Raw genomic sequence first — 19,019 nt, 5'->3', positions numbered from 1 at the left:
CCGGTTGACATACTTCGGGGGCACAACTAACACAGCTAACCTAGTCACGCCACACTACAACTTTTCTTATCACCTGTTTACCTTTTCTTAAGCCGATCGCGCAACTTTCTTAGAGTCACGTTCACATTATGACCACGTCTTCCCTCTATCATATAAATACAAGTTCAGACAAGAACTTGCTAAAGAAAGGAGACCTGCATATGGTTAAAGTGTTTACTCAATTAGCAGCCGTTACCGCATCCCTTTTACTTTTACTCAAATGGAAACAAAATCGCCAAAAGCGCCTGGTTGCCATCCCTGTTCGCAACCGCAATCGCTACTAAGCGAAGCAATATGTTGAATTCTTAAATTTCATTCTTTTCCCTTTTCAAGTTTGTTTAGCACGTTACATTACATTTTTAATACTTAACCTCCACCTCGAAGGATATAAAAAAGGCTCTGGCACTCGCCAGAGTCTTTTCTTTGCATGTATGTTTATCGGTAAAAAACTAAAAATTATTAATATTCAAAATTACAGATTCTTAACCCACTTCAGGGCAGCTGAGATGTTGACCTTGATTGGGTCACCGTACTTAGCACCCTTGTTCAAGGAAGCGAGGTCGCCATTACTTGCGTCGACGTAGAAGACGTAGTGGTAAACGCTAGTTGCGTCAGTGAACTTCACTTGGTATTCCTTGTTTGACGCGACCCCGGCGTTCAAGGCTTCAGTCATCTTGGCTAAAGTGTCAGCGGAAATTTCCGTGCCTTCTTCACCAGTCAGATATTGTTCCAAGGCTTTTTCCAAAGTAGCCGTGTCATCGCTTGACAAAGCTTGGCCCTTAACCAGCGGGCTGTCAATCGTCACATTATCCAAGCCCCAAACGGCAGTGGCAGTGGCGTTCAGCTTAGACGTAGCGTTAACGATTGCCTTGGCATCCTTAACCAAGTTGACGTCGTAGTTGATGGCTAAATCATCGCCGTACTTAGCGTTTTGGTTAGCCTTCAAGAAGTTGGCCAACTTTTCAGCACTGTCCTTGCCTGGCAAAACATATTCGTAGTGGTAGTTGCTGCCACTCTTGCCAGTAAATTGGTCGCTCTTTAAGTTGTCAGACAAGCCCTTGAAGATTTCTGTTAGAGATGCCTCAGAAATAGCAGTGCCCTTAGTCCCGTTCAAGTACTTCTTGGCGCTGTCAGCCAGGTAGTTAGACAAGCTGAGGTCTTGCCCAGCCTTAACGGCGTTTTCGTCTTTGAGGTCAGCCAAATCAACCGCATCCCCGTTAACGGCGCCAGCCTTGGCCTTAGCAGCTGAGGTCGTACTTGCGGCTGATTCATAGCCGTTCAGCATCCCCTTGAAGACGTTCAAGGATTGGAGCGGGTGACCGTTGTCGTCAAACAAGGTCATGTTGTCCCAAGTGCTGCCGCCCCAAGTTTCCTTGCCGTTCCAGTACATTTCGTCATCTGGAGCGTAGCCAATTGCGTACTTAGATGCCCAGCCAGTACCGTAGACATTAGCCATCATCTTGTTGTAGTTCCAGCTGTTCCAGCCTGCTCTTACAGCAATTTGGGCTGGTTCCCAGTAAAAGGCACCAACGCCATTGCCGGCAACCAAAGCCTTGTATAAAGCCGTCACTTCATCGACTTGTCCTTGTGGCCCTACTGCGTAGTCGCTTGGAGCATAGCCGATGTTGTCGCCAGTACCGTCTGAGTCGTTGACATTGTTCAGCCAGCTGGTTTCCATGACAACCACGCGCTTGCCAAATTCCTTTTGGGCCATCTGTTCAACCTTGAGCAGGTTTGATGGATTGTTGCTGTCGCTGCCCCAGAATGGGTAGTAAGAAGTGCCGAGGTAGTCGTAGTCAACCCCGCCGTTCTTCAAGACCGTCATCAGGGACCGGTACTTATTCACATCTGGTGATTCAAACTGAACGGCAATCTTGGCACTGGAGTCAGCTTTTCTAACTGCCTTAGCAGCCGTTGCCAGGTAAGAAGCAATCAACTTGCCATCGCTGCCTTGCCAAAGTTCGCTCCATGAGCCATTGTGTCTTTGACCAGCCGTGATGCCAAAAGCACCCTTGGTAATTTCGTTGCCGACTTGGACCATGCTTGGGCTAACGCCAGCATCCTTTAAATCGGTCAAAACTTTTTGCGTATAAAGGGAAATTGACTTGTTTAATTCAGCCTGTGACAGGTTCTTCCAAGCCTTTGGCAAAATCTGCTTTTGTGGGTCAGCCCAAAAGTCGGAGTAGTGGAAGTCCAAAAGGACCTTCATCCCGTATTGCTTGGCCTTTTGTGCAGTCTTGATCAGCGTTTCTTCATCGTTATTGCCGCCGCCATAGCCTAAGCCTTCAGCGTTGTATGGGTCGTTCCAAAGACGGAGCCGGACCCAGTTGACGCCAGCATCAGCCAAAACCTTAAAGAGGTCAGCTTCCTTGCCGTCAAAGTCATAGAACTTAACGCCGGCATTAGCCATGGCTTGGTAAGTAGAAATGTCTACCCCGCGGGCCATGTCGTCCTTCATGCCAGGGATCTTTTCTACCTTGACGCTTTCATAGCGCAGGCCCGTTTCATCACCAGTCGTGTAAGCTGCCGTAATTTCGTCGCTAGTCTTCTTGCTAGTTGGCGTTTCGTCAACCGCCTTGGTCTTTTGGCCGCTGCCAGCCACCAAGGTCGCGGTAAACTGGGCCTTGATCGTATCGCCGTACTTGACGCCGCTGTTGAGCTTCAAGAAGTTGGCTAGTTTTTCAGCGCTGTCCTTGCCCACTTGCCAGTATTGGTAGTGGTAAGTCTTGCCGCTGTCGTCAACGTAATCAGCTTGGCCGTTGTAGGCAGTATCGTCGCCGTATAGTCCGGCAAAAATTGCCTTCAGCACATCCTGGCTGATGACCGTCCCCTTGTCGCCAGTAAACAAGTTAGCAGAAACGCCGTTAACTAAAGCGGTCTGGTCGCTGTCGCTCATCTTGTTAGTAACTGGGTTCTTGACCTTGCCGGCATCGCTGTAAACAGTAGTAATTTCTGGATCAAGCTTAGAAGTTGCTTGTTCAGCCTTGGCCACTTGTTCCACCTTGTAGATCAAGGCGGCAGCCGTACCGTCATAGTAGCCTGCCCCTACTACGGCATTGGCAGCATCGGTTTTACCCAGCTTAGCTAGCAAAGCGTTAGTTACGGCTTTAGCGTCCAGGTTCTTTTGGCTGACGTCCATCACGACGCTGGCCAAAACCTTGCCCGGCATTGATGAGTTCTTTTCCATCAAAGAGGAAATGACCTTGCTGTCGTTGTTGACGCTCTTTTGGGCCAAAAGCTGTGCCATTTCGTGGGCTGCGGATTCTTGGAACTTGTTCTTGTTTTCCGTCCAGTCGTACTTAACCTTGCCCTTTAACTTAGTCGCGGTTTGGAATTCGATTTGGTCTCTCAAGAGCTGGCTGTGGTCCAAACCGTCGCTTTCGGCCCCATCTTTACCAAAACGGGTAGTGATCCCGTTAACCTTTTTAACCGTATTCTTAGCAATGGCGCCGGTTGAGTCTGCGTAGTAGTTCTTGCCGTTAGTACTAAAGTACTTGCTCTTAACGACCTTGCCGTTAGCGTCATAGTAAGAAGTCTTGCCCTTTTCGGTGACAAAAGTACTCTTCTTAGCTTGAGTAGTCGTCTTCGCCTGAGTAGCAGTAACAGCCTGCGTTGCTTGACCAGCCTTGGCTGCTTGTGGATTAGTGTTTTGGACAACTGGTGCAGTCTCACTAGTCTTGGCCGTTTGATCAGCTTCAGCCGCCGTCTTTTGACTTTGGTCTTGGGTGTTTGCTGCTTGGCTGTCAGTTTTGGTTGCAGCCTCTGCAGCTTGGCTGCTTTGCGCAGCATTGTTCTTGTCTTCTTGAACCGTCTTAGCTTCTGCTTGCGCTGCATCGGTCGTGTCGGCCTTAACCTGGTTGCCGTAAGCTAGACCAGTGGTGGCCGTCAGGACTGCCAGGCCAGTCAATAAATTTTTCTTTGACTTAAAGTGCTTGATCTTTTTTCCCATTAGATTCACCTAATTATTCTTTTACTTTTACATTCACAAATTTGATTACATGATCCAGGAAAAAAGTCTAACTATCACAGTCAGACTTTTTTAATTATAAATTCTTTACCCACTTCAGGGATGCTGAAACGTTGACCTTGATTGGATCGCCGTACTTAGCACCCTTGTTCAAAGTTGCAAGGTCGCCGCTACTTGCGTCGAAGTAGAAGACGTAGTGGTAAACGCTGGTTGCATCAGTGAACTTCACTTGGTATTCCTTGTTTGAAGCAACCCCGGCGTTCAAAGCTTCGGTCATCTTGGAGAAGGTGTCAGCGGAAATTTCCGTGCCTTCTTCGCCGGTCAGGTATTGGGCAACAGCTTTTTCCAAAGCAGCCGTATCATCGCTTGACAAGGCTTGCCCCTTAGCGATTGGACTGTCGATGGTGACGTTGTCCAAACCCCAAACGGTAGTAGCGGTTGCGCTTAACTTGGAAGTAGCGTTAACGATTGCCTTGGCATCCTTAACCAGGTTGACGTCGTAGTTGACGGCAAGATTGTCGCCATACTTAGCATTTTGGTTGGCCTTCAAGAAGTTGGCCAATTTTTCTGCGCTATCCTTGCCCGGCAAAACATATTCGTAGTGGTAGTTGCTGCCGCTCTTGCCAGTGAACTGGGCACTCTTTAAGTTATCAGACAAGCCCTTAAAGATTTCTGTTAGAGATGCCTCAGAAATAGCAGTGCCCTTAACGCCGTTCAAGTACTTCTTTGCGCTGTCAGCCAAGGTATTTGACAAACTGAGGTCTTGCCCAGCCTTAACGGCGTTTTCGTCTTTGACGTCAGCCAAATCAGCCGCATCCCCGTTAACGGCACTAGCCTTAACGCTGACACTTGAAGCAGTGTTAGCTGGTGATTCGTAGCCGGTCAAAAAGCCCTTGTACATCATCAAAGATTGGAGTGGGTAGCCGTGGTCATCAAAGAGAGCTACGTTGTCCCAAGTGCTGCCGCCCCAAGTTTCCTTGCCGTTCCAGTACATGACGTTATCTGGAGCGTAGCCGATAGCATACTTGGATGCCCAGCCAGTACCGTAGACGTTTGACATTTCCTTGTTGTAAGACCAGTTATTCCAACCAGCCTTAACCGCAATTTGTGCTGGTTCCCAGTAGAAGGAGCCTACGCCGCCACCGGCAATAATGGCCTTGTACATATCGCTCATTTCGTTGACTTGTCCTTGTGGATCAGCCGTATAGGAAACGCCGCTTGGCATGGATGGCATGGTGCCGACTGAATCGCCAGTACCATCTGAGTCGTTCAGGTTGTTGAACCAGCCGGTTTCCAAAACAACCGTCGACTTGCCAAATTCTTCCTTAGCCATTTGTTCAACTGCCAAAAGGTTCTTAGGAGTGTTGGCACCCTTGCCCAGGTCTTGGCCCTTGTAAGTCCCGTTGCTGTTGCCAGTTGACCAGAATGGGTAGTAAGAAGTCCCAAGGTAGTCGTAGTCAATGCCGTTGTTCTTGAAGACCGTCATGATGGTCCGGTACTTGTAGATGTTTGGCGTTTCCAGCTGCAGGGCAATCTTAGCTTGCGGAGCGGCATTTCTAACTGCCTTGGCTGCCGTCTTCAGGTATTGGGCAACCTGAGTACCCTTGGCGCTCTTCCACAGGTCTTCCCAGTTGCCGCCGTGGTCCCGGTCAGTATACAGACCAAATGCCCCGTTAGTGATTTCGTTGCCGACTTGGACCATGTCCGCGCTAGCACCGGCATCTCTTAAGTCGTGCAAGACTTTTTCCGTGTAGAGCTGGATCGATTTATTCAAAGCATTAACTGACAGACTCTTCCAAGCCTTTGGCAAAACCTGCTTGGCTGGGTCAGCCCAAAAGTCGGAGTAGTGGAAGTCAAGCAAGACCTTCATGCCGTACTTCTTGGCTTCAGCTGCCATCTTGATGACGTTAGCTTCGTCAGTGTTACCGCCGCCGTAGCCCAAGCCATCAGCGTTATATGGGTCGTTCCAGATTCTCAGCCGGATCCAGTTGACGCCTGCATCTGACAAAACCTTGATCAGGCTGGCTTCCTTGCCTTCAAAGTCGTAGAACTTAACGCCAGCGTTGATCAAAGATTGGTAGGTTGAAATGTCGACCCCGCGGATCATGTCCTTGGTCATGCCAGCAATCTTTTCCACCTTGACGCTTTCGTACTTCAAGCCAGTTTCATCGCCAGTTTGGAAGGCTGCCGTGATTTCATCGTTTGTCTTCTTGCTGGTTGGCGTTTCGTCAGTTGCCGCAGTCTTATCGTTAGCGCCAGCCACCAAAGTTGCCATGTAAATAGCCTTGATAGCATCGCCGTACTTAGCGCCGGCGTTAGCCTTCAAGAAGTTAGCCAACTTTTCAGCGCTGTCTTTGCCATCTAGCCAGTATTGGTAGTGGTAGGCCTTGCCGTTATCGTCGTAGTAGCTGGTTTGCCCTTCAAGAGCAGTCGTATCGCCTGCTAAACCGGCAAAAATCGTCTTTAAGACTTGTTCACTGATCGCCGTGCCCTTGTCCCCAGTTAAAAGTGAGCTAGAAACGCCATCAGTTACTTGCTTTTCATCAGCAGCGCTCATCTTGCTAGTGACTGGGTTCTTGACCTTGCCAGCATCGCTGTAAACGGTCTTCACGCTGGTTGCAATCTTCGAAGCAGCTTGTTCAGCCTTTTTAACGGATTCAACCTTATATAAAAGCGCGGCAGCAGTACCGTTGTAGTAGCCAGCACCGATCACGCTGCCAGTGGCTGCGGTCGTACCCAGCTTGGCAATCAAAGCATTGGCAATTTGACTAGCGGTGTAACCGTTTTGTCCAACGTTCATCGTCAGGGAAGCCAAAACCTGGCCTGACATTGAGGAGTTCTTTTCCATCAATGAAGAAATGATGCTGTTGTCATTTTTGACATCGCCTTGCGCCAAAAGTTGCGCCATTTCGTGAACAGCTGATTCTTGGTAGTCGTTCTTCTTTTCGGTCCAGTCGTACTTGACGTTTTGCTTCAGCTTAGTGGCAGTCGCAAATTCAACTTGGTCTCTTAAAAGTTGGCTAAAGTCCAGGTTATTCTTAACTGAGCCATCAGCGTTAAAGGAAACAGTAATGCCGTTAACCTTTTTAGTGGTATTTTTAGCAATCTTGCCGTTCTTGTCAGCGTAGTACTCTTTATCGTTAGCCTTGAAAACTTGAGCCTTTACGACCTTGCCATTGGCATCGTAGTATTGGGTGGTGCCATTAGTAGTCTTAAAAGTACTCTTAGCAGTTGCAGTGGTCGTCGTTGCCTTAGTTGCCGCTACGGCTTTAGTGGCAGTAGCCGTCTTGGCAGCAGTAGCCGTCTTAGCGGCTGGAGCTGCGGCTTGAGTAGCAACTGGGGCAGTCTTAGTGCTGTCAGTAGTTGCTGACTTAGTGCTGTCGCTTGCTGCAGACTTTTTAGCATCGCTAGTTTGACCAGCATCGGCCGTTGCAGCTTGTTCAGTATCAGCAGCTGCAGCATCGGTAGTGGTCTTTGCGGCAACTGCAGTTTCTTGAGCAGCCGCAGTCGTCTTAGCTTCATCAGTCGTGGCAGCAGCCGTATTGGCTGTTTGATCGCTAGAAGCCGGAGTGGTATCAGCCTTAACCGTAGCCGTGTTGTATGCCAAGCCGGTTGCCGTTGCTAGCAAGGCCAATTCAGCAGTAACTAATTTCTTGTTAGTCTTGAAGTGCTTAATTTTTCTTTTCTTCATGACGTTCCTTCCAAACTTTTTCACAGTAAATTTGTATCATACTGTATTATACCGTTTTCAAGAACGATGTTTAAGTTTTTTTAAACTTGTAACAAAACTGTTTTATTACTCAATAATTTGTTTTCACTAACCTTTGATCTTGGTTAGAAGAATATTATTTAGATAAATAAGTAGTTAAAAAAGCATATGAATAATTCACTACAATCCAAACTCAGTCAGCTATTTTTCATTGATAGCCTTGGCGACTTTCAAAAAAATCTGAAAATACTGCAAAACTGCCAACCTAGCGGCATCATCCTTTTTGCCAAAGACTTAGAAGGAAAAAGCCGAGCGCGAGTTAAGCAAGAACTGGCGGCATACAAGCAAGCCCGTCCCCAGCTATTTATTGGCATTGACCAAGAAGGCGGACTGGTCAGCCGCTTATCGGCACTCTCGTCTAACTTTTATCCCAGCCAGGGTCAACTTTTGGCACAAGGACTGGATGTTTTTTTGCAAAAAAGTCGAGAAACGGCTCTAGAGCTAAAAGATCTAGGTTTCAACTGGAACTTTGCACCAGTTGCCGACTTTGCTAAGCAAAAGTCCAGCTTCATCTACAACCGAACTTTTCAAAGCAGCCTGGAAGAGACTAGCCGAGCCGTGGCGGCTTTTGTCAAGCTCTACCAAGAGCTGGGCCTGGTCTCAACGGCCAAGCACTTTCCCGGCTACGGAGATGCTGGCGACACCCACACGGCTTTCGCCATAGATAACCGGACGCGCGCCGAAGCAGAAGCCGACCTCCTCCCCTTTAAAGTAGCGATCGCGGCCGGCGTCCCCTCCATCATGGTGGCCCACCTCGCCGTAACCATTTTTGACGACCAGCCTGTCTCCTTGTCTAAAAAGGTTCATGGCTACTTACGACAAGAGCTCGGCTATGGCGGCATCATTTTAACCGACGACTTAGCCATGGCGGCCGCTAAGCTGGCTGGCAGTGAAGATGAACCAGCTGAGCTTGTGGCACTAAAAGCTGGCAACGATCTCCTGCTAGGCGGCGACTTGGCCACTTTGCCACGCCTGGTCCAAGCTACGGAAAACGGATTGGTTAGCGAAAGGCAGATTGACGACTCTCTAGACCGGCTTCAGGCCTTACGGGACATTGTTTATCGGTAATTTGCACAATAACTGACTCAACTAAATCGTTTTTGGAAAAAATCTGCACAAAAACATACTCAAGTAAGCAAAGTGGCGGCCCAAAACTTACTCAACCAAAAGCGATTAGGGGCCAGTTGAGTAAGTTTTTGAGCAACATTTGCCGCACTTGAGTAAATTTTTGAGCAACACTTGCCGCACTTGAGTAAGTTTTTGAGCAGCGTTTGCCGCACTTGAGTAAATCTTTGAGCAGCACTTGCCACACTTGAGTAAGTTTTTGTGCACGCCCAACCCTAATTTTTGTGCAAAAAAAACATTGAACAGCCCATGCAAAAAAGGAAGACCCTAAGGTCTTCCTTTTTTACGTCTGAGAAAAAGTATTCAGATCTAATTTTTGCAAGATTTGGTAGCCAATGCCCTTCAGCTTGTCCTCGCCGCAGCTTCTTTGGTTGATCATCATCACGATCCCATTTTGGTTGTCGCTGGTCAGCTGGTAGTAGCCAGCGTAGTGGGCGCCGCCCAAGGCCCCGTAAGCCAGCTTAACCTTGTCGCCCTTCTTGATGTAAAAACCGCTGCAATACCGCGTCTTCTTGCTCTTTAAGTGAGTCATCAAGCGGTAGGTTGACGGCGCTAGCAGCTGCCCGGTCCCGAGAGCCGACACGAACTCATAGTAGTCGCTTGGCGTCGTTATCAGCTGGGCCGCCCCGATCAATTGCGACAAGCGCGTCTTTGACAGGTAGACCCGGTTTTGGTAGTTCTTGCCGTTTTGGTAATCGTAAGAAGCCGCTACTTGGTACTTGGCCGGCACCTTTCCTATTAAAAAGGTGTGGCGCAGGCCCAGCCGGTTGACGATCCGCTTTTTAAAATTAGCAGCGTAAGACTTACCCGTCACTTTTCGAATAATGCCGGCTAGCAAGATATAGTTGACGTCGCTGTAGTGGTAAGTCCCGACTGCATCTTGCCTTGCCCGGTTCAAGCGGTTGACGACCCAGTTCACGGCTCCCTCTTCAGAATAGCTAACCCCGCGGTCAACTTCAATTTCTGGAATCTGCAAGCCGGACGTGTGGGTCAGCAGGTTGCCCACCGTGATCTTGCTTGCCCCTCTTAAGCCAGGGTACCAGCGAGAAATCTTGGTGTCTTGGCTAAAAGCCTTGCTTGACCCCTGCTTTTCGGCCATGAGCTGCATGACCATAGCAGCCGTTACCTGCTTTTGCAAGGAGGCAACCGGGTAAACCACGTTCTTAGCACTATTTTTCACGCCTTTTTTGGCCCGGCCGTAAGAAATTACCTGCACGGTGCCATTATGAACCACGGCGATAGAGCCAGCGATGTGATTCTTCTTCATCAGCTTTTTGACAAAAGCCTGCATGTCCGCGGCCCTAGCCTGGTCCTTGCCGACCCGGTGGGCGGGCAGCATCCCCAGGCACAAAATTGCCAGGGCCAGCACGACTAAGATCTTCTTCCCTAATTTAGCCAACGTTTCATCTCGCTTCCTTAAAATATAACGATATTATAGACCGATCAGGGAAAAAAGCAAGCAAAATCGCCTCTAAATAGCGATTTAGAGACGATTTTTATTACTAATCCTATATGGACCAAAATCTTTATACTATAAGGCTTCCGTAGCAAATGACCGGTTTTCCAGACTCGTCAACAGCGCCGCAACCGTATCAAGAGAAGTCAAAACTGGCACATTGTGCATGATGGCCGTTTCCCGGATCACGAAGCCATCGGAACTAGCCGTCAGGTCATGACCCATGGTGTTGATGGTCACGTCCACTTGTCCATTCTTGATGACGTCTAAGATTGGCAGGTCGCTTGAAGCTTTTTCGCCAATCTTAGCCACTTGCGTGACGTGCAGGCCTTGTCCCCGGAGGAACTCAGCCGTCCCGGCGGTCGCAAAGAGGCGGTAGCCGATCTTGGCAAAACGGTCAGCCAGTGGCAGGATCTTTTCCTTATCCTTGTCTTCGATCGTCAACAGAACTGACCCATTGTTTGGCAGACGGATGCCGGTCCCTTCAAAGGCCTTGTAAAGAGCCTTGGAGAAGGTGTGGTCACTCCCCATGACTTCCCCAGTGGACTTCATTTCTGGCCCCAAGAGGCTGTCAACGTTAGCCAATTTGCTGAAGGAGAAGACCGGCGCCTTCACATGGATAATCTCGCTTTCTGGCTGCAAGGTTTCCGTGTAGCCTTGTTCTTTGAGGCTCTGCCCCATGATGCAGCGGGTTGCGGCCTGGGCCATTTCGATCCCGGTGACCTTGCTCAAAAATGGCACGGTCCGCGACGCCCGGGGGTTAACTTCGATAATGTAGACTTCCCCGCCGCGCACGATAAACTGCACGTTCATGATGCCCACGCAGTTAAGGGCTAAGGCCAATTTTTCAGTTACGTCTACGATCTGCTTTTTCACTTCTTCAGTGAAGCTTTGCGGCGGGTAAACAGCCATGGAGTCACCAGAGTGGACGCCGGCCCGCTCAATGTGCTGCATGATACCCGGCATGAGGACCTGCTGGCCGTCGCAGATCGCGTCAACTTCCCCTTCTAAGCCTTCTAGGTAAGTATCAACCAGGATCGGGTGGCCGTTAGTAGCTGGCGGGTTGTCCTTCAGGTAGCCGCGGAGCTCATCTTCGTTATACACGATTTCCATGGCCCGGCCGCCCAAAACGTAGGATGGCCGAACCAAGACTGGGTAGCCCAGCTCCTTAGCGTACTCGATGACCGCTTCAGGCGTTTCGGCAGTCTTACCGATTGGCTGTTTAAGCTCTAGCTTTTTAATAATCTCGTCAAAAAGCTCCCGGTCTTCAGCCCGGTCAATGTCTTTAACCGTGGTCCCTAAAACCTTGACGCCGTGGTCTTCTAGGCCCTTGGCCAGGTTGATAGCGGTTTGGCCACCAAATTGGACGATCACCCCGAGCGGCTGCTCTAGGTCAATGACATCCAAAACCTTTTCCAGGGTAACGGGTTCAAAGTAGAGCTTGTTGGAGATAGAGAAGTCGGTTGAGACCGTTTCGGGGTTAGAGTTGATGACAATGGCTTCATAGCCCATTTTTTGCAGGGCCTTGACTGAGTGGACGGTGGCGTAGTCAAATTCTACCCCCTGCCCAATTCTGATCGGGCCAGAGCCCAGCACGATCACAGATGGCTTGCCGCTCTTGACGCTTTCATTTTCTAGACCGTAAGTGGAGTAAAAGTATGGCGTGCTTGAGGCAAATTCACCGGCGCAGGTGTCGACCATCTTGTAAACCGGAACTAAACCGTTAGCCTTGCGCAAACTGCGAACGTCGTCTTCGCTTACACCCCAGAGCTTGGCAATGGTTTGGTCGGCATAGCCATAGTACTTGGCAGTCTTTAAGACGTCTAGATCCTGAGGCTGAGCTTTGATTTCGTCTTCTAATTCCACGATATGCTTGACGATGTCCAAGAAGTAGAGGTTGATCTTGGTCAAGGCGTGGACGGCTTCAAGGCTGTAGCCCCGTCTAAAGGCTTCCGCGATGTAAAAAAGTCGATCGTCTTCAGCCACAGCTAATTTTTGCTCAAGGACTTCTTGAGACTTATCGCCTAAATTGGTGAAGCAGAGGTCTTTTTCATCGATTTCCAGAGAACTGACAGCCTTTTGCAAGGCTTCTTCAGCGTTTCTCCCTAAAGCCATGACTTCCCCGGTCGCCTTCATCTGGGTCCCTAGGCGGCGGTCCGCCTTGACGAACTTGTCAAAAGGCCAGCGCGGCACCTTAGCAACCACATAGTCTAAGGCTGGTTCAAATTCGGCAAAAGTCTTTTTGGTAACAGGATTCTTGATCTCGTCTAGCGTCAAACCAACCGCAATCTTGGCAGCCAATTTGGCAATTGGGTAGCCCGTGGCTTTTGAAGCTAGAGCTGATGAGCGAGACACCCGGGGGTTGACTTCGATTACGTAGTACTGGTAGCTATTAGGGTCAAGGGCCAATTGGACGTTGCATCCCCCCTCAATCTTGAGCGCGCGGATCAGCTTCAGGGCGCAGTTGCGGAGCATCTGGTATTCCCGGTCGCTCAAGGTTTGGGTCGGGGAAAAGACGATGGAGTCCCCGGTGTGGATGCCGACCGGGTCAAAGTTTTCCATGGAGCAGACCACCATGGCATTGTCTTTAGAATCCCGCATGACTTCGTATTCGATTTCCTTAAAGCCGGCGATGGATTTTTCAATCAAGCATTCTGTTGCAGGACTAAGGTCCAGGCCGTTAGCGGTAATGGCCCGCAGTTCTTCTTCATTGTCGCACATCCCGCCGCCAGTGCCGCCCATGGTAAAGGCTGGGCGAACGATCAAGGGGTAGCCAATTTCGTTAGCAAAGTCCACCGCTTCTTCAACCGTGTGCACGGTTCTGGATGGCGGAACGGGTTCACCCAAGTCTTCCATCAGCTGCTTGAAGCGTTCGCGGTCTTCAGCCTGGTCGATGGCGTCTAACTTGGTCCCCAGCAGCTCAATGCCGAGTTCGTCGAGCAGACCGGACTTATGAAGGGCGATAGCCATGTTTAAGCCGGTTTGCCCACCCAAGGTTGGCAAGATGGCGTCCGGGTATTCTTGGCGGATGATCCGAGACAGTGACCCGACCGTCAAAGGCTCAATGTAAACCTTGTCGGCAATTTCCGTGTCAGTCATGATCGTGGCAGGGTTGGAGTTGACCAAAACGACTTCGTAGCCTTCTTCTCTTAAGGCCAGGCAGGCCTGGGTGCCGGAATAGTCAAATTCGGCAGCTTGGCCGATAATGATTGGACCAGACCCAATCACCATGATCTTGTGGATATCGCTTCTCTTAGGCATTTTGTTTCTTTTCCTTCCCTTCATCAATCAGTTTCATGAACTTGTCAAACAGACTTACGGCATCAAGTGGGCCAGGCGCTGCGTCTGGGTGGAATTGGACGGAAAAGGCTGGATACTTTTTCAGCTGGATCCCTTCGATCACGCCGTCGTTGATTTCTTGGTGGGTCACGGTAATTTTGTCTGGGTCAAGAGAGTCAGGATCGATCGCGTAGCCGTGGTTTTGGGAGGTAAAGGCGATTGCCCCCGTTTCCAGGTCCTTGACTGGGTGGTTAAAGCCCCGGTGGCCAAACTTCATCTTGAAGGTCTTGGCGCCGTTGGCCCGGGCCAGGATTTGGTGGCCCATGCAAATGCCGAAAATCGGCACGTGCTTTTCCACTTCGGCCACCATCTTGGCCGCTTCGGTCATGGTTTCTGGGTCGCCCGGTCCATTTGACAGCATGACCCCGTCTGGGTGCAGGCTCAAAACGTCTTCTGCCGTAGCTGTATATGGCAAGACGACCGTGTTGCAGCCGCGGACTGAGAGCTCGCGCAAGATGGAGTGCTTGACCCCGTAGTCGATCAAGACCACGTTGCGCTTGGTGCCAGGGTTTGGATATGGCTTGGTGGTAGAAACGGATGGTGCTAAAAAGCCGCTGTAGTCGTGGCTAGCGATGGCAGCTAAGGCTGCTTCTTTGTCGAGCTCATTGACCAGATAACCTTTCAAGGACCCTTCGTTTCTTAAGATCTTGGTCAATTTCCGGGTGTCAACGCCGGAAATGCCGGGGATGCCTTTTTCTGCTAAAAAGTGGTCCAGGCTGTCGCCCATCCGCCAGTTAGAGGCCACTCTGGCAAGTTCTTGACAAACCACCCCGCTGACTTGGGGATCGATTGACTCATTGTCTTCCACGTTCACCCCATAATTGCCGATCAAGGGGTTGGTAAAGACCAAGATCTGCTTTGCATATGACTGGTCGGTGATGGCTTCTTGGTAGCCGGTCATCCCCGTGGTAAATACGACTTCGCCAAACTTCTCTGCTTGGGCCCCAAAGGCTGTTCCTTCAAAGACCGTGCCGTCTTCCAGAACTAAATACCGCTTCATTAATTAACCTCGCTGTCTCTTAATCAACTTATCTCCAGCAAAAAAAGACCATCTTTGGCAGGTCCGCTACTAAGATGGTCTTTCTGGGGCAAAGAGGTCAAATTTAATTAAGTCATGGACGTTCCAAGCTAGATAAAGAATTTCATCCAGCTATTCCGAACAAATATATATATTATCAACTGCCTCGTTTGCAAATCACCAAACCTTCTTAGCCTCACGGGACTAACTTTAAAGGTTCTTCTTCTGTTTTCTTAACTATATAGATTTTCCTGATCCAAGTCAAGGGTATATGCAGAAAAAAGGCGATTATTTTGTATACATTCCAGTTTTAGTGGTTATTTTTTGACTTTTTCTAAAAAAATTAACTAATCGAAAAAGTTTGTGGCTGAATCTGGTCAAGCAAGGTATAAGCTAAACTCTTGACCTGGGGCTCGGTCTGGCTGCGCTCATTGACAAACATGACGATGCCATTACGGTTGTCAGCGCTCAGCTGAACATAAGTGCCGTAGTGCTCGCCCGCGATGGAGCCAAAGGCCACCTTGACCTTGCCGCCCTTCTTCAGGTAAAGCCCACCGCTATAAGTCGTCTTCCGGCTCTTTAAGTGGGTCAGGTAGTTAAAGTCACTTTGGGACAGAATTTGGCCATTTTGCAGGCCCAGCATAATCTTGTAGTATTCAAGAGGCGTCGTGCACATGTTGGCAGCACCAGGCAATTGGGAAGCGACGGATTTGCTAAAAGAAGCTGGCTGTTGGTACTTCCGATTCCATAAATATGCATAAGAAACTGCCTGCATGGTCTTTTTCGGCACTTGTTCACGAATATAGGTCTTTTTTAAACCAAGTCGCTTCACGATTCGCTTGTTGAAATTATATGCATATGAATAGCCAGTCAGCTGGCGGATGATGCCAACCAGGAGAATATAGTTGGCGTTTGAATAATAAAACTTGCCGCGCTTAGCCTGCTTGGTAGTGTTGATTTTATTCACGACCCAGTTGACAGCAGAATTCTCTGACAAGACCCGGCCACGGTTATTTTCACTGCCCCGGGCCAGGTAGCCGCTGGTTTGGGTTAAGAGCTCACCCAAGCGGACTTTATTGGCATTTTTCATTCGCGGATACCAGCGGGAGATCTTGGTATATTGGCTAAAAGCTTGCCGGGTGTGCTTTTTCTCATTTATGAGTTGGACAATCATGGCGCCGGTGACCACCTTTTGTAAGGACGCTGCCGGGTAGGTCACGTTGGAAGCACCGTTTGACACCCGGCGGCCAAACCAGGCATAGCCATAGTTAACGGTTTTAACCGCCCCATTTTGGACCAGCAAAACTGAGCCGGCCATGTTGTTGCCGCGGAAGACCGCTTTGGCAGCTGACGTGGTTACCGCAGCGTGGACCTGACTGGGCAAGGCCAAGGCCGGCAAGAGACTGGCAGCTAAACAAACTTTTGCAAATAGTTTCTTAAATTTCATCATTAATTTTCTTTCTCTTTTCTCTAGCTCTCTAGTTGATCTAAAGCCTATCTTAGCCCTTTCTTTTGGCAATGACAACGAAATCATCTTTACAAGTTGATTACAAATGAAAATTTGAGCAAAAGAAAAAAGGCTTCAGGATTCTGAAGCCTTTTGCGTAATTTACTGCAGTTGAATTACTTAACAGCGTCCTTCAAAGCCTTGCCTGGCTTGAAAGCTGGAACCTTGCTTGCAGGAATTTCGATTTCTGCACCAGTTTGTGGGTTGCGGCCCTTGCGAGCAGCGCGGTCACGAACTTCAAAGGTACCAAAGCCGATCAATTGAACCTTTTCGCCTTCAGCCAGCTTTTCTTCAATAGCTGCAAAAAGGGCGTCAACGATTTGTGCTGATTCCTTCTTGCTAAATTCGGTCTTTTCACTTACAGCTGATACAAGTTCAGTCTTGTTCATCTTGTTTCCTCATCTTTCTATCGATAAAAGGCTTCGAACTCTGCGAAGCATGTCATACGCTAATTATAACAAAAGTTCGGCAAAGCAACAGCCTTTCTTGCTAAAAAGTTGAAAGCTTTTTCAGATAGAGCGTGAGATAAAAAGATCTTCTATCCTCTTTAAGGAAATTTACCCGTAATTTACCGCTTATAGCCTCCTTGATCACCTGTCGTCAAAGTTGGTGCAACAAAATAATCAATATCACGCCGTAATCCTAATTTATCTAATTTTTTTAAAGCTTGGCCATTATCGGCATCTGGTAGAACAATAACAATAAAGTCTCCCTTTTTTTCATTCTCTAGACTAGAAAATGGCTTTATTGGTCGCCCATATTGCTCAGCATCTGGATCCTTTATATTTTCATCAATATAATAGTCTCCTTTCCTAATTTCAATAACACTTATCAATGTTCTTATAGACGGGGCGCCATATCCATAAAAAATGATTTTTTTCTTCTTTCGCTCAGATAATTGTGTAATTAATTTCTGCAACTCCGTCACCTTAAAGTCACCCATACTCAGCATTCTTAAGAACATATCATTAACAATGCTTTTCTCCCAAGGGACTTCTTGACGTAGCTCTAAGTATAAACGATCAAATTCTGTGAAGTTCGAAAAATTTATTCCTTTATCTCCAACAAAGTGATATATTGCTGATCTTATTTTTTGGCTTTTTGATCGTTCATCTTTAGTTAAAACATTCCATTTCTCATCTAAATATAGAACATCATTATGGAAAATATAATTCAGTGCATCTTGATCTACAAGATCGGATTGAATATCTTTTTGGGCATATTCTATAAATCTATTCCAAAGATCTCCTTCTTTTCGAATTTTCTCTAAGTTCATTAGCAGAACTCCAGAATTAAAATATTCGTTTCTAGTTCCAAATCCCTTTCTCACAAACGTAGTTACGTATCTATGCGCTAATTGGCCACTATCGACAACAGCTCCAATTGCATTATTATCTAGTTTATTTTTCCATAGTTCAGTAATATCACGATTAACTAATACATCTGCATCTAAATAAATAACTCGATTCTTGCGGCTTAAAATCTGTGGTATAAACAATCGATACATGGCTGCAACAGAATATACTTTAGTATAAAAAGCAGTAACGTTTTCTTCTATTTTTTGGTTGTTAATCAAATGAAACTCAATTGTTGCCCCATTCTCCCTTGCTACTTGAGCCAGCCTTCTACGATTAACCTCATCCACAGACTCATCCAGCAAAATATGGAAGCAAATTGGACTCTTAGTTTTGCGCATAACTGATAACATTGCAACAGCCACTCTACTCGAATATGTGCCATCATTATCATGCAAAGCAAAACAAACCTGGATCGCATCTTTATTTTCTTTTAGATCCCCTAATCCATCTAAGAAGCCCGTCAAACATGCTCGATCATTTAGTTCACTAGTAGTTTCATCAGCATAATGGAAAAAGAGCTTTTCACTCGCATCTCGCCCCATTAGCTTTTTTAAGTCTTCATAAAGCCAACGCTTTACAGCCAAAACTCGTTCACTACTATGAAGCATGGACAAATAATCCTTACCGATTTCAGTACTTACTAAAATGAAAGGATAATGTCCTGTATAAGTCTGAATCCGCCAAGCTAATTTCTCTTCAAACTCTCTACCATTACCGGTTGGCAGTTGCAGAATTACTCGGTCACCGTGTTCAAGCGATGACACCAAACCATCAAGCCGCGTGCTCAATTGCTCTGGAGTATCACTATCAACTGGATAAGAGAAAATACCCAGTTCGTACATCCCCAAGGCATGCCCAGCCTCGGCCAATTTATGCTGCAGCTTGACGCGGTCTGACAAGGCAGCATTATGAATATTACTAATATGAATCTTCACTTTCAAAATCTCCCAATTTTCCTAACATTCCTAAACCATTTTTCCTACGAAAAAACCGCCCCGAAGGGCGGCTTAGACTACTTAACTTGGACGCAATGCTTATCGTTAATTGCCTTAACCTTGTTAACCCGGCGAACGTATTTCTCTTCAGTCAAAGGATCGGTATGAAGCCAAGTCTTCACGATTTCTTCGGCCATCATATCACCGATAATCTTGGCGCCGATGCAGAGCACGTTTGAATCCGTGTGCTGGCGAGCCAGCTTTGCGCAGAAAGGATCCTGGCACACAGCGGCGTAGATGCCGTTAATCTTGTTGGCGATCAAGGCGCTGCCGTAGCCCACCCCATCAACAAAGATGCCGCGGTCGCATTCGCCCTTGGCTACTGCCAAAGAGGCTGGGTAGACAAAGTCAGACAGGTCACAGGACTCTTCCGTGTCCGTGCCGAAGTCAACGACTTCGTAGCCTTCGCTTTCCAAATACTTCTTGATTTCGTTCTTCATCCGGGT

11 protein-coding genes are annotated in these 19,019 nt (G+C 48.0%); 2 read left to right on the top strand and 9 right to left on the bottom strand.

From position 1 onward, the window contains the following. Window positions 1-200: 200 nt before the first annotated feature. Window positions 201-323, top strand: a complete 123-nt coding sequence (locus ACI4WN_RS08375; RefSeq protein ID WP_439777791.1) for a hypothetical protein — start codon at window positions 201-203, stop codon at window positions 321-323. Window positions 324-511: 188 nt separating this feature from the next. On the opposite strand, the gene ACI4WN_RS08370 is transcribed toward ACI4WN_RS08375, so the two are convergent. Then, window positions 512-3,988 (bottom strand): glycoside hydrolase family 53 protein, encoded by a 3,477-nt coding sequence (locus ACI4WN_RS08370; RefSeq protein WP_439777790.1) that lies wholly within the window; start codon window positions 3,986-3,988, stop codon window positions 512-514. 94 nt (window positions 3,989-4,082) lie between these two features. After that, entirely contained in the window at window positions 4,083-7,697 is a 3,615-nt protein-coding gene (locus ACI4WN_RS08365; protein ID WP_439777789.1) for a glycosyl hydrolase 53 family protein, read from the bottom strand. Window positions 7,698-7,883: 186 nt separating this feature from the next. Here ACI4WN_RS08365 and ACI4WN_RS08360 point away from each other — a divergent pair, with 186 nt between their 5' ends. Beyond that, the gene (locus ACI4WN_RS08360) at window positions 7,884-8,843 is read left to right on the top strand and encodes a glycoside hydrolase family 3 N-terminal domain-containing protein (RefSeq protein WP_439777788.1); all 960 of its coding nucleotides are present in this window, start codon (window positions 7,884-7,886) and stop codon (window positions 8,841-8,843) included. A 340-nt stretch (window positions 8,844-9,183) separates the two neighbouring features. Here ACI4WN_RS08360 and ACI4WN_RS08355 read toward each other — a convergent pair whose 3' ends face one another. The 7 genes from ACI4WN_RS08355 to ACI4WN_RS08325 form a co-directional block, all read right to left on the bottom strand. Beyond that, window positions 9,184-10,299: a serine hydrolase domain-containing protein gene (locus tag ACI4WN_RS08355; RefSeq protein ID WP_439777787.1), complete on the bottom strand. Its 1,116-nt coding sequence runs from the start codon at window positions 10,297-10,299 to the stop codon at window positions 9,184-9,186. Window positions 10,300-10,431: 132 nt separating this feature from the next. Further along, a complete protein-coding gene (gene carB / locus ACI4WN_RS08350; RefSeq protein WP_439777786.1) occupies window positions 10,432-13,617 on the bottom strand; it encodes a carbamoyl-phosphate synthase large subunit in 3,186 nt (1,061 codons plus the stop codon). Then, on the bottom strand, window positions 13,610-14,695 hold the full coding sequence (locus ACI4WN_RS08345; RefSeq protein WP_439777785.1) for a carbamoyl phosphate synthase small subunit: 1,086 nt from the start codon (window positions 14,693-14,695) through the stop codon (window positions 13,610-13,612). Before ACI4WN_RS08345 ends, carB begins: the two co-directional genes overlap by 8 nt. Before the next feature lie 361 nt (window positions 14,696-15,056). Further along, the gene (locus tag ACI4WN_RS08340) at window positions 15,057-16,163 is read right to left on the bottom strand and encodes a serine hydrolase domain-containing protein (RefSeq protein ID WP_439777784.1); all 1,107 of its coding nucleotides are present in this window, start codon (window positions 16,161-16,163) and stop codon (window positions 15,057-15,059) included. Window positions 16,164-16,336: 173 nt separating this feature from the next. Further along, the gene (locus ACI4WN_RS08335; RefSeq protein WP_008463681.1) at window positions 16,337-16,609 is read right to left on the bottom strand and encodes an HU family DNA-binding protein; all 273 of its coding nucleotides are present in this window, start codon (window positions 16,607-16,609) and stop codon (window positions 16,337-16,339) included. Between the two features lie 179 nt (window positions 16,610-16,788). After that, the gene (locus tag ACI4WN_RS08330; protein ID WP_439777783.1) at window positions 16,789-18,513 is read right to left on the bottom strand and encodes a glycosyltransferase; all 1,725 of its coding nucleotides are present in this window, start codon (window positions 18,511-18,513) and stop codon (window positions 16,789-16,791) included. A 77-nt stretch (window positions 18,514-18,590) separates the two neighbouring features. After that, window positions 18,591-19,019, bottom strand: a 429-nt coding sequence (locus ACI4WN_RS08325) for an RpiB/LacA/LacB family sugar-phosphate isomerase (RefSeq protein ID WP_439777782.1), incomplete at its 5' end; no start/stop codon positions are given.

The sequence above is a fragment of the Lactobacillus sp. genome (assembly GCF_051893255.1).
Lineage (GTDB): Bacteria > Bacillota > Bacilli > Lactobacillales > Lactobacillaceae > Lactobacillus.
The sequence above is the reverse complement of the archived record's forward strand: the minus strand, read 5'-3'. Positions and strand labels throughout refer to the sequence as shown.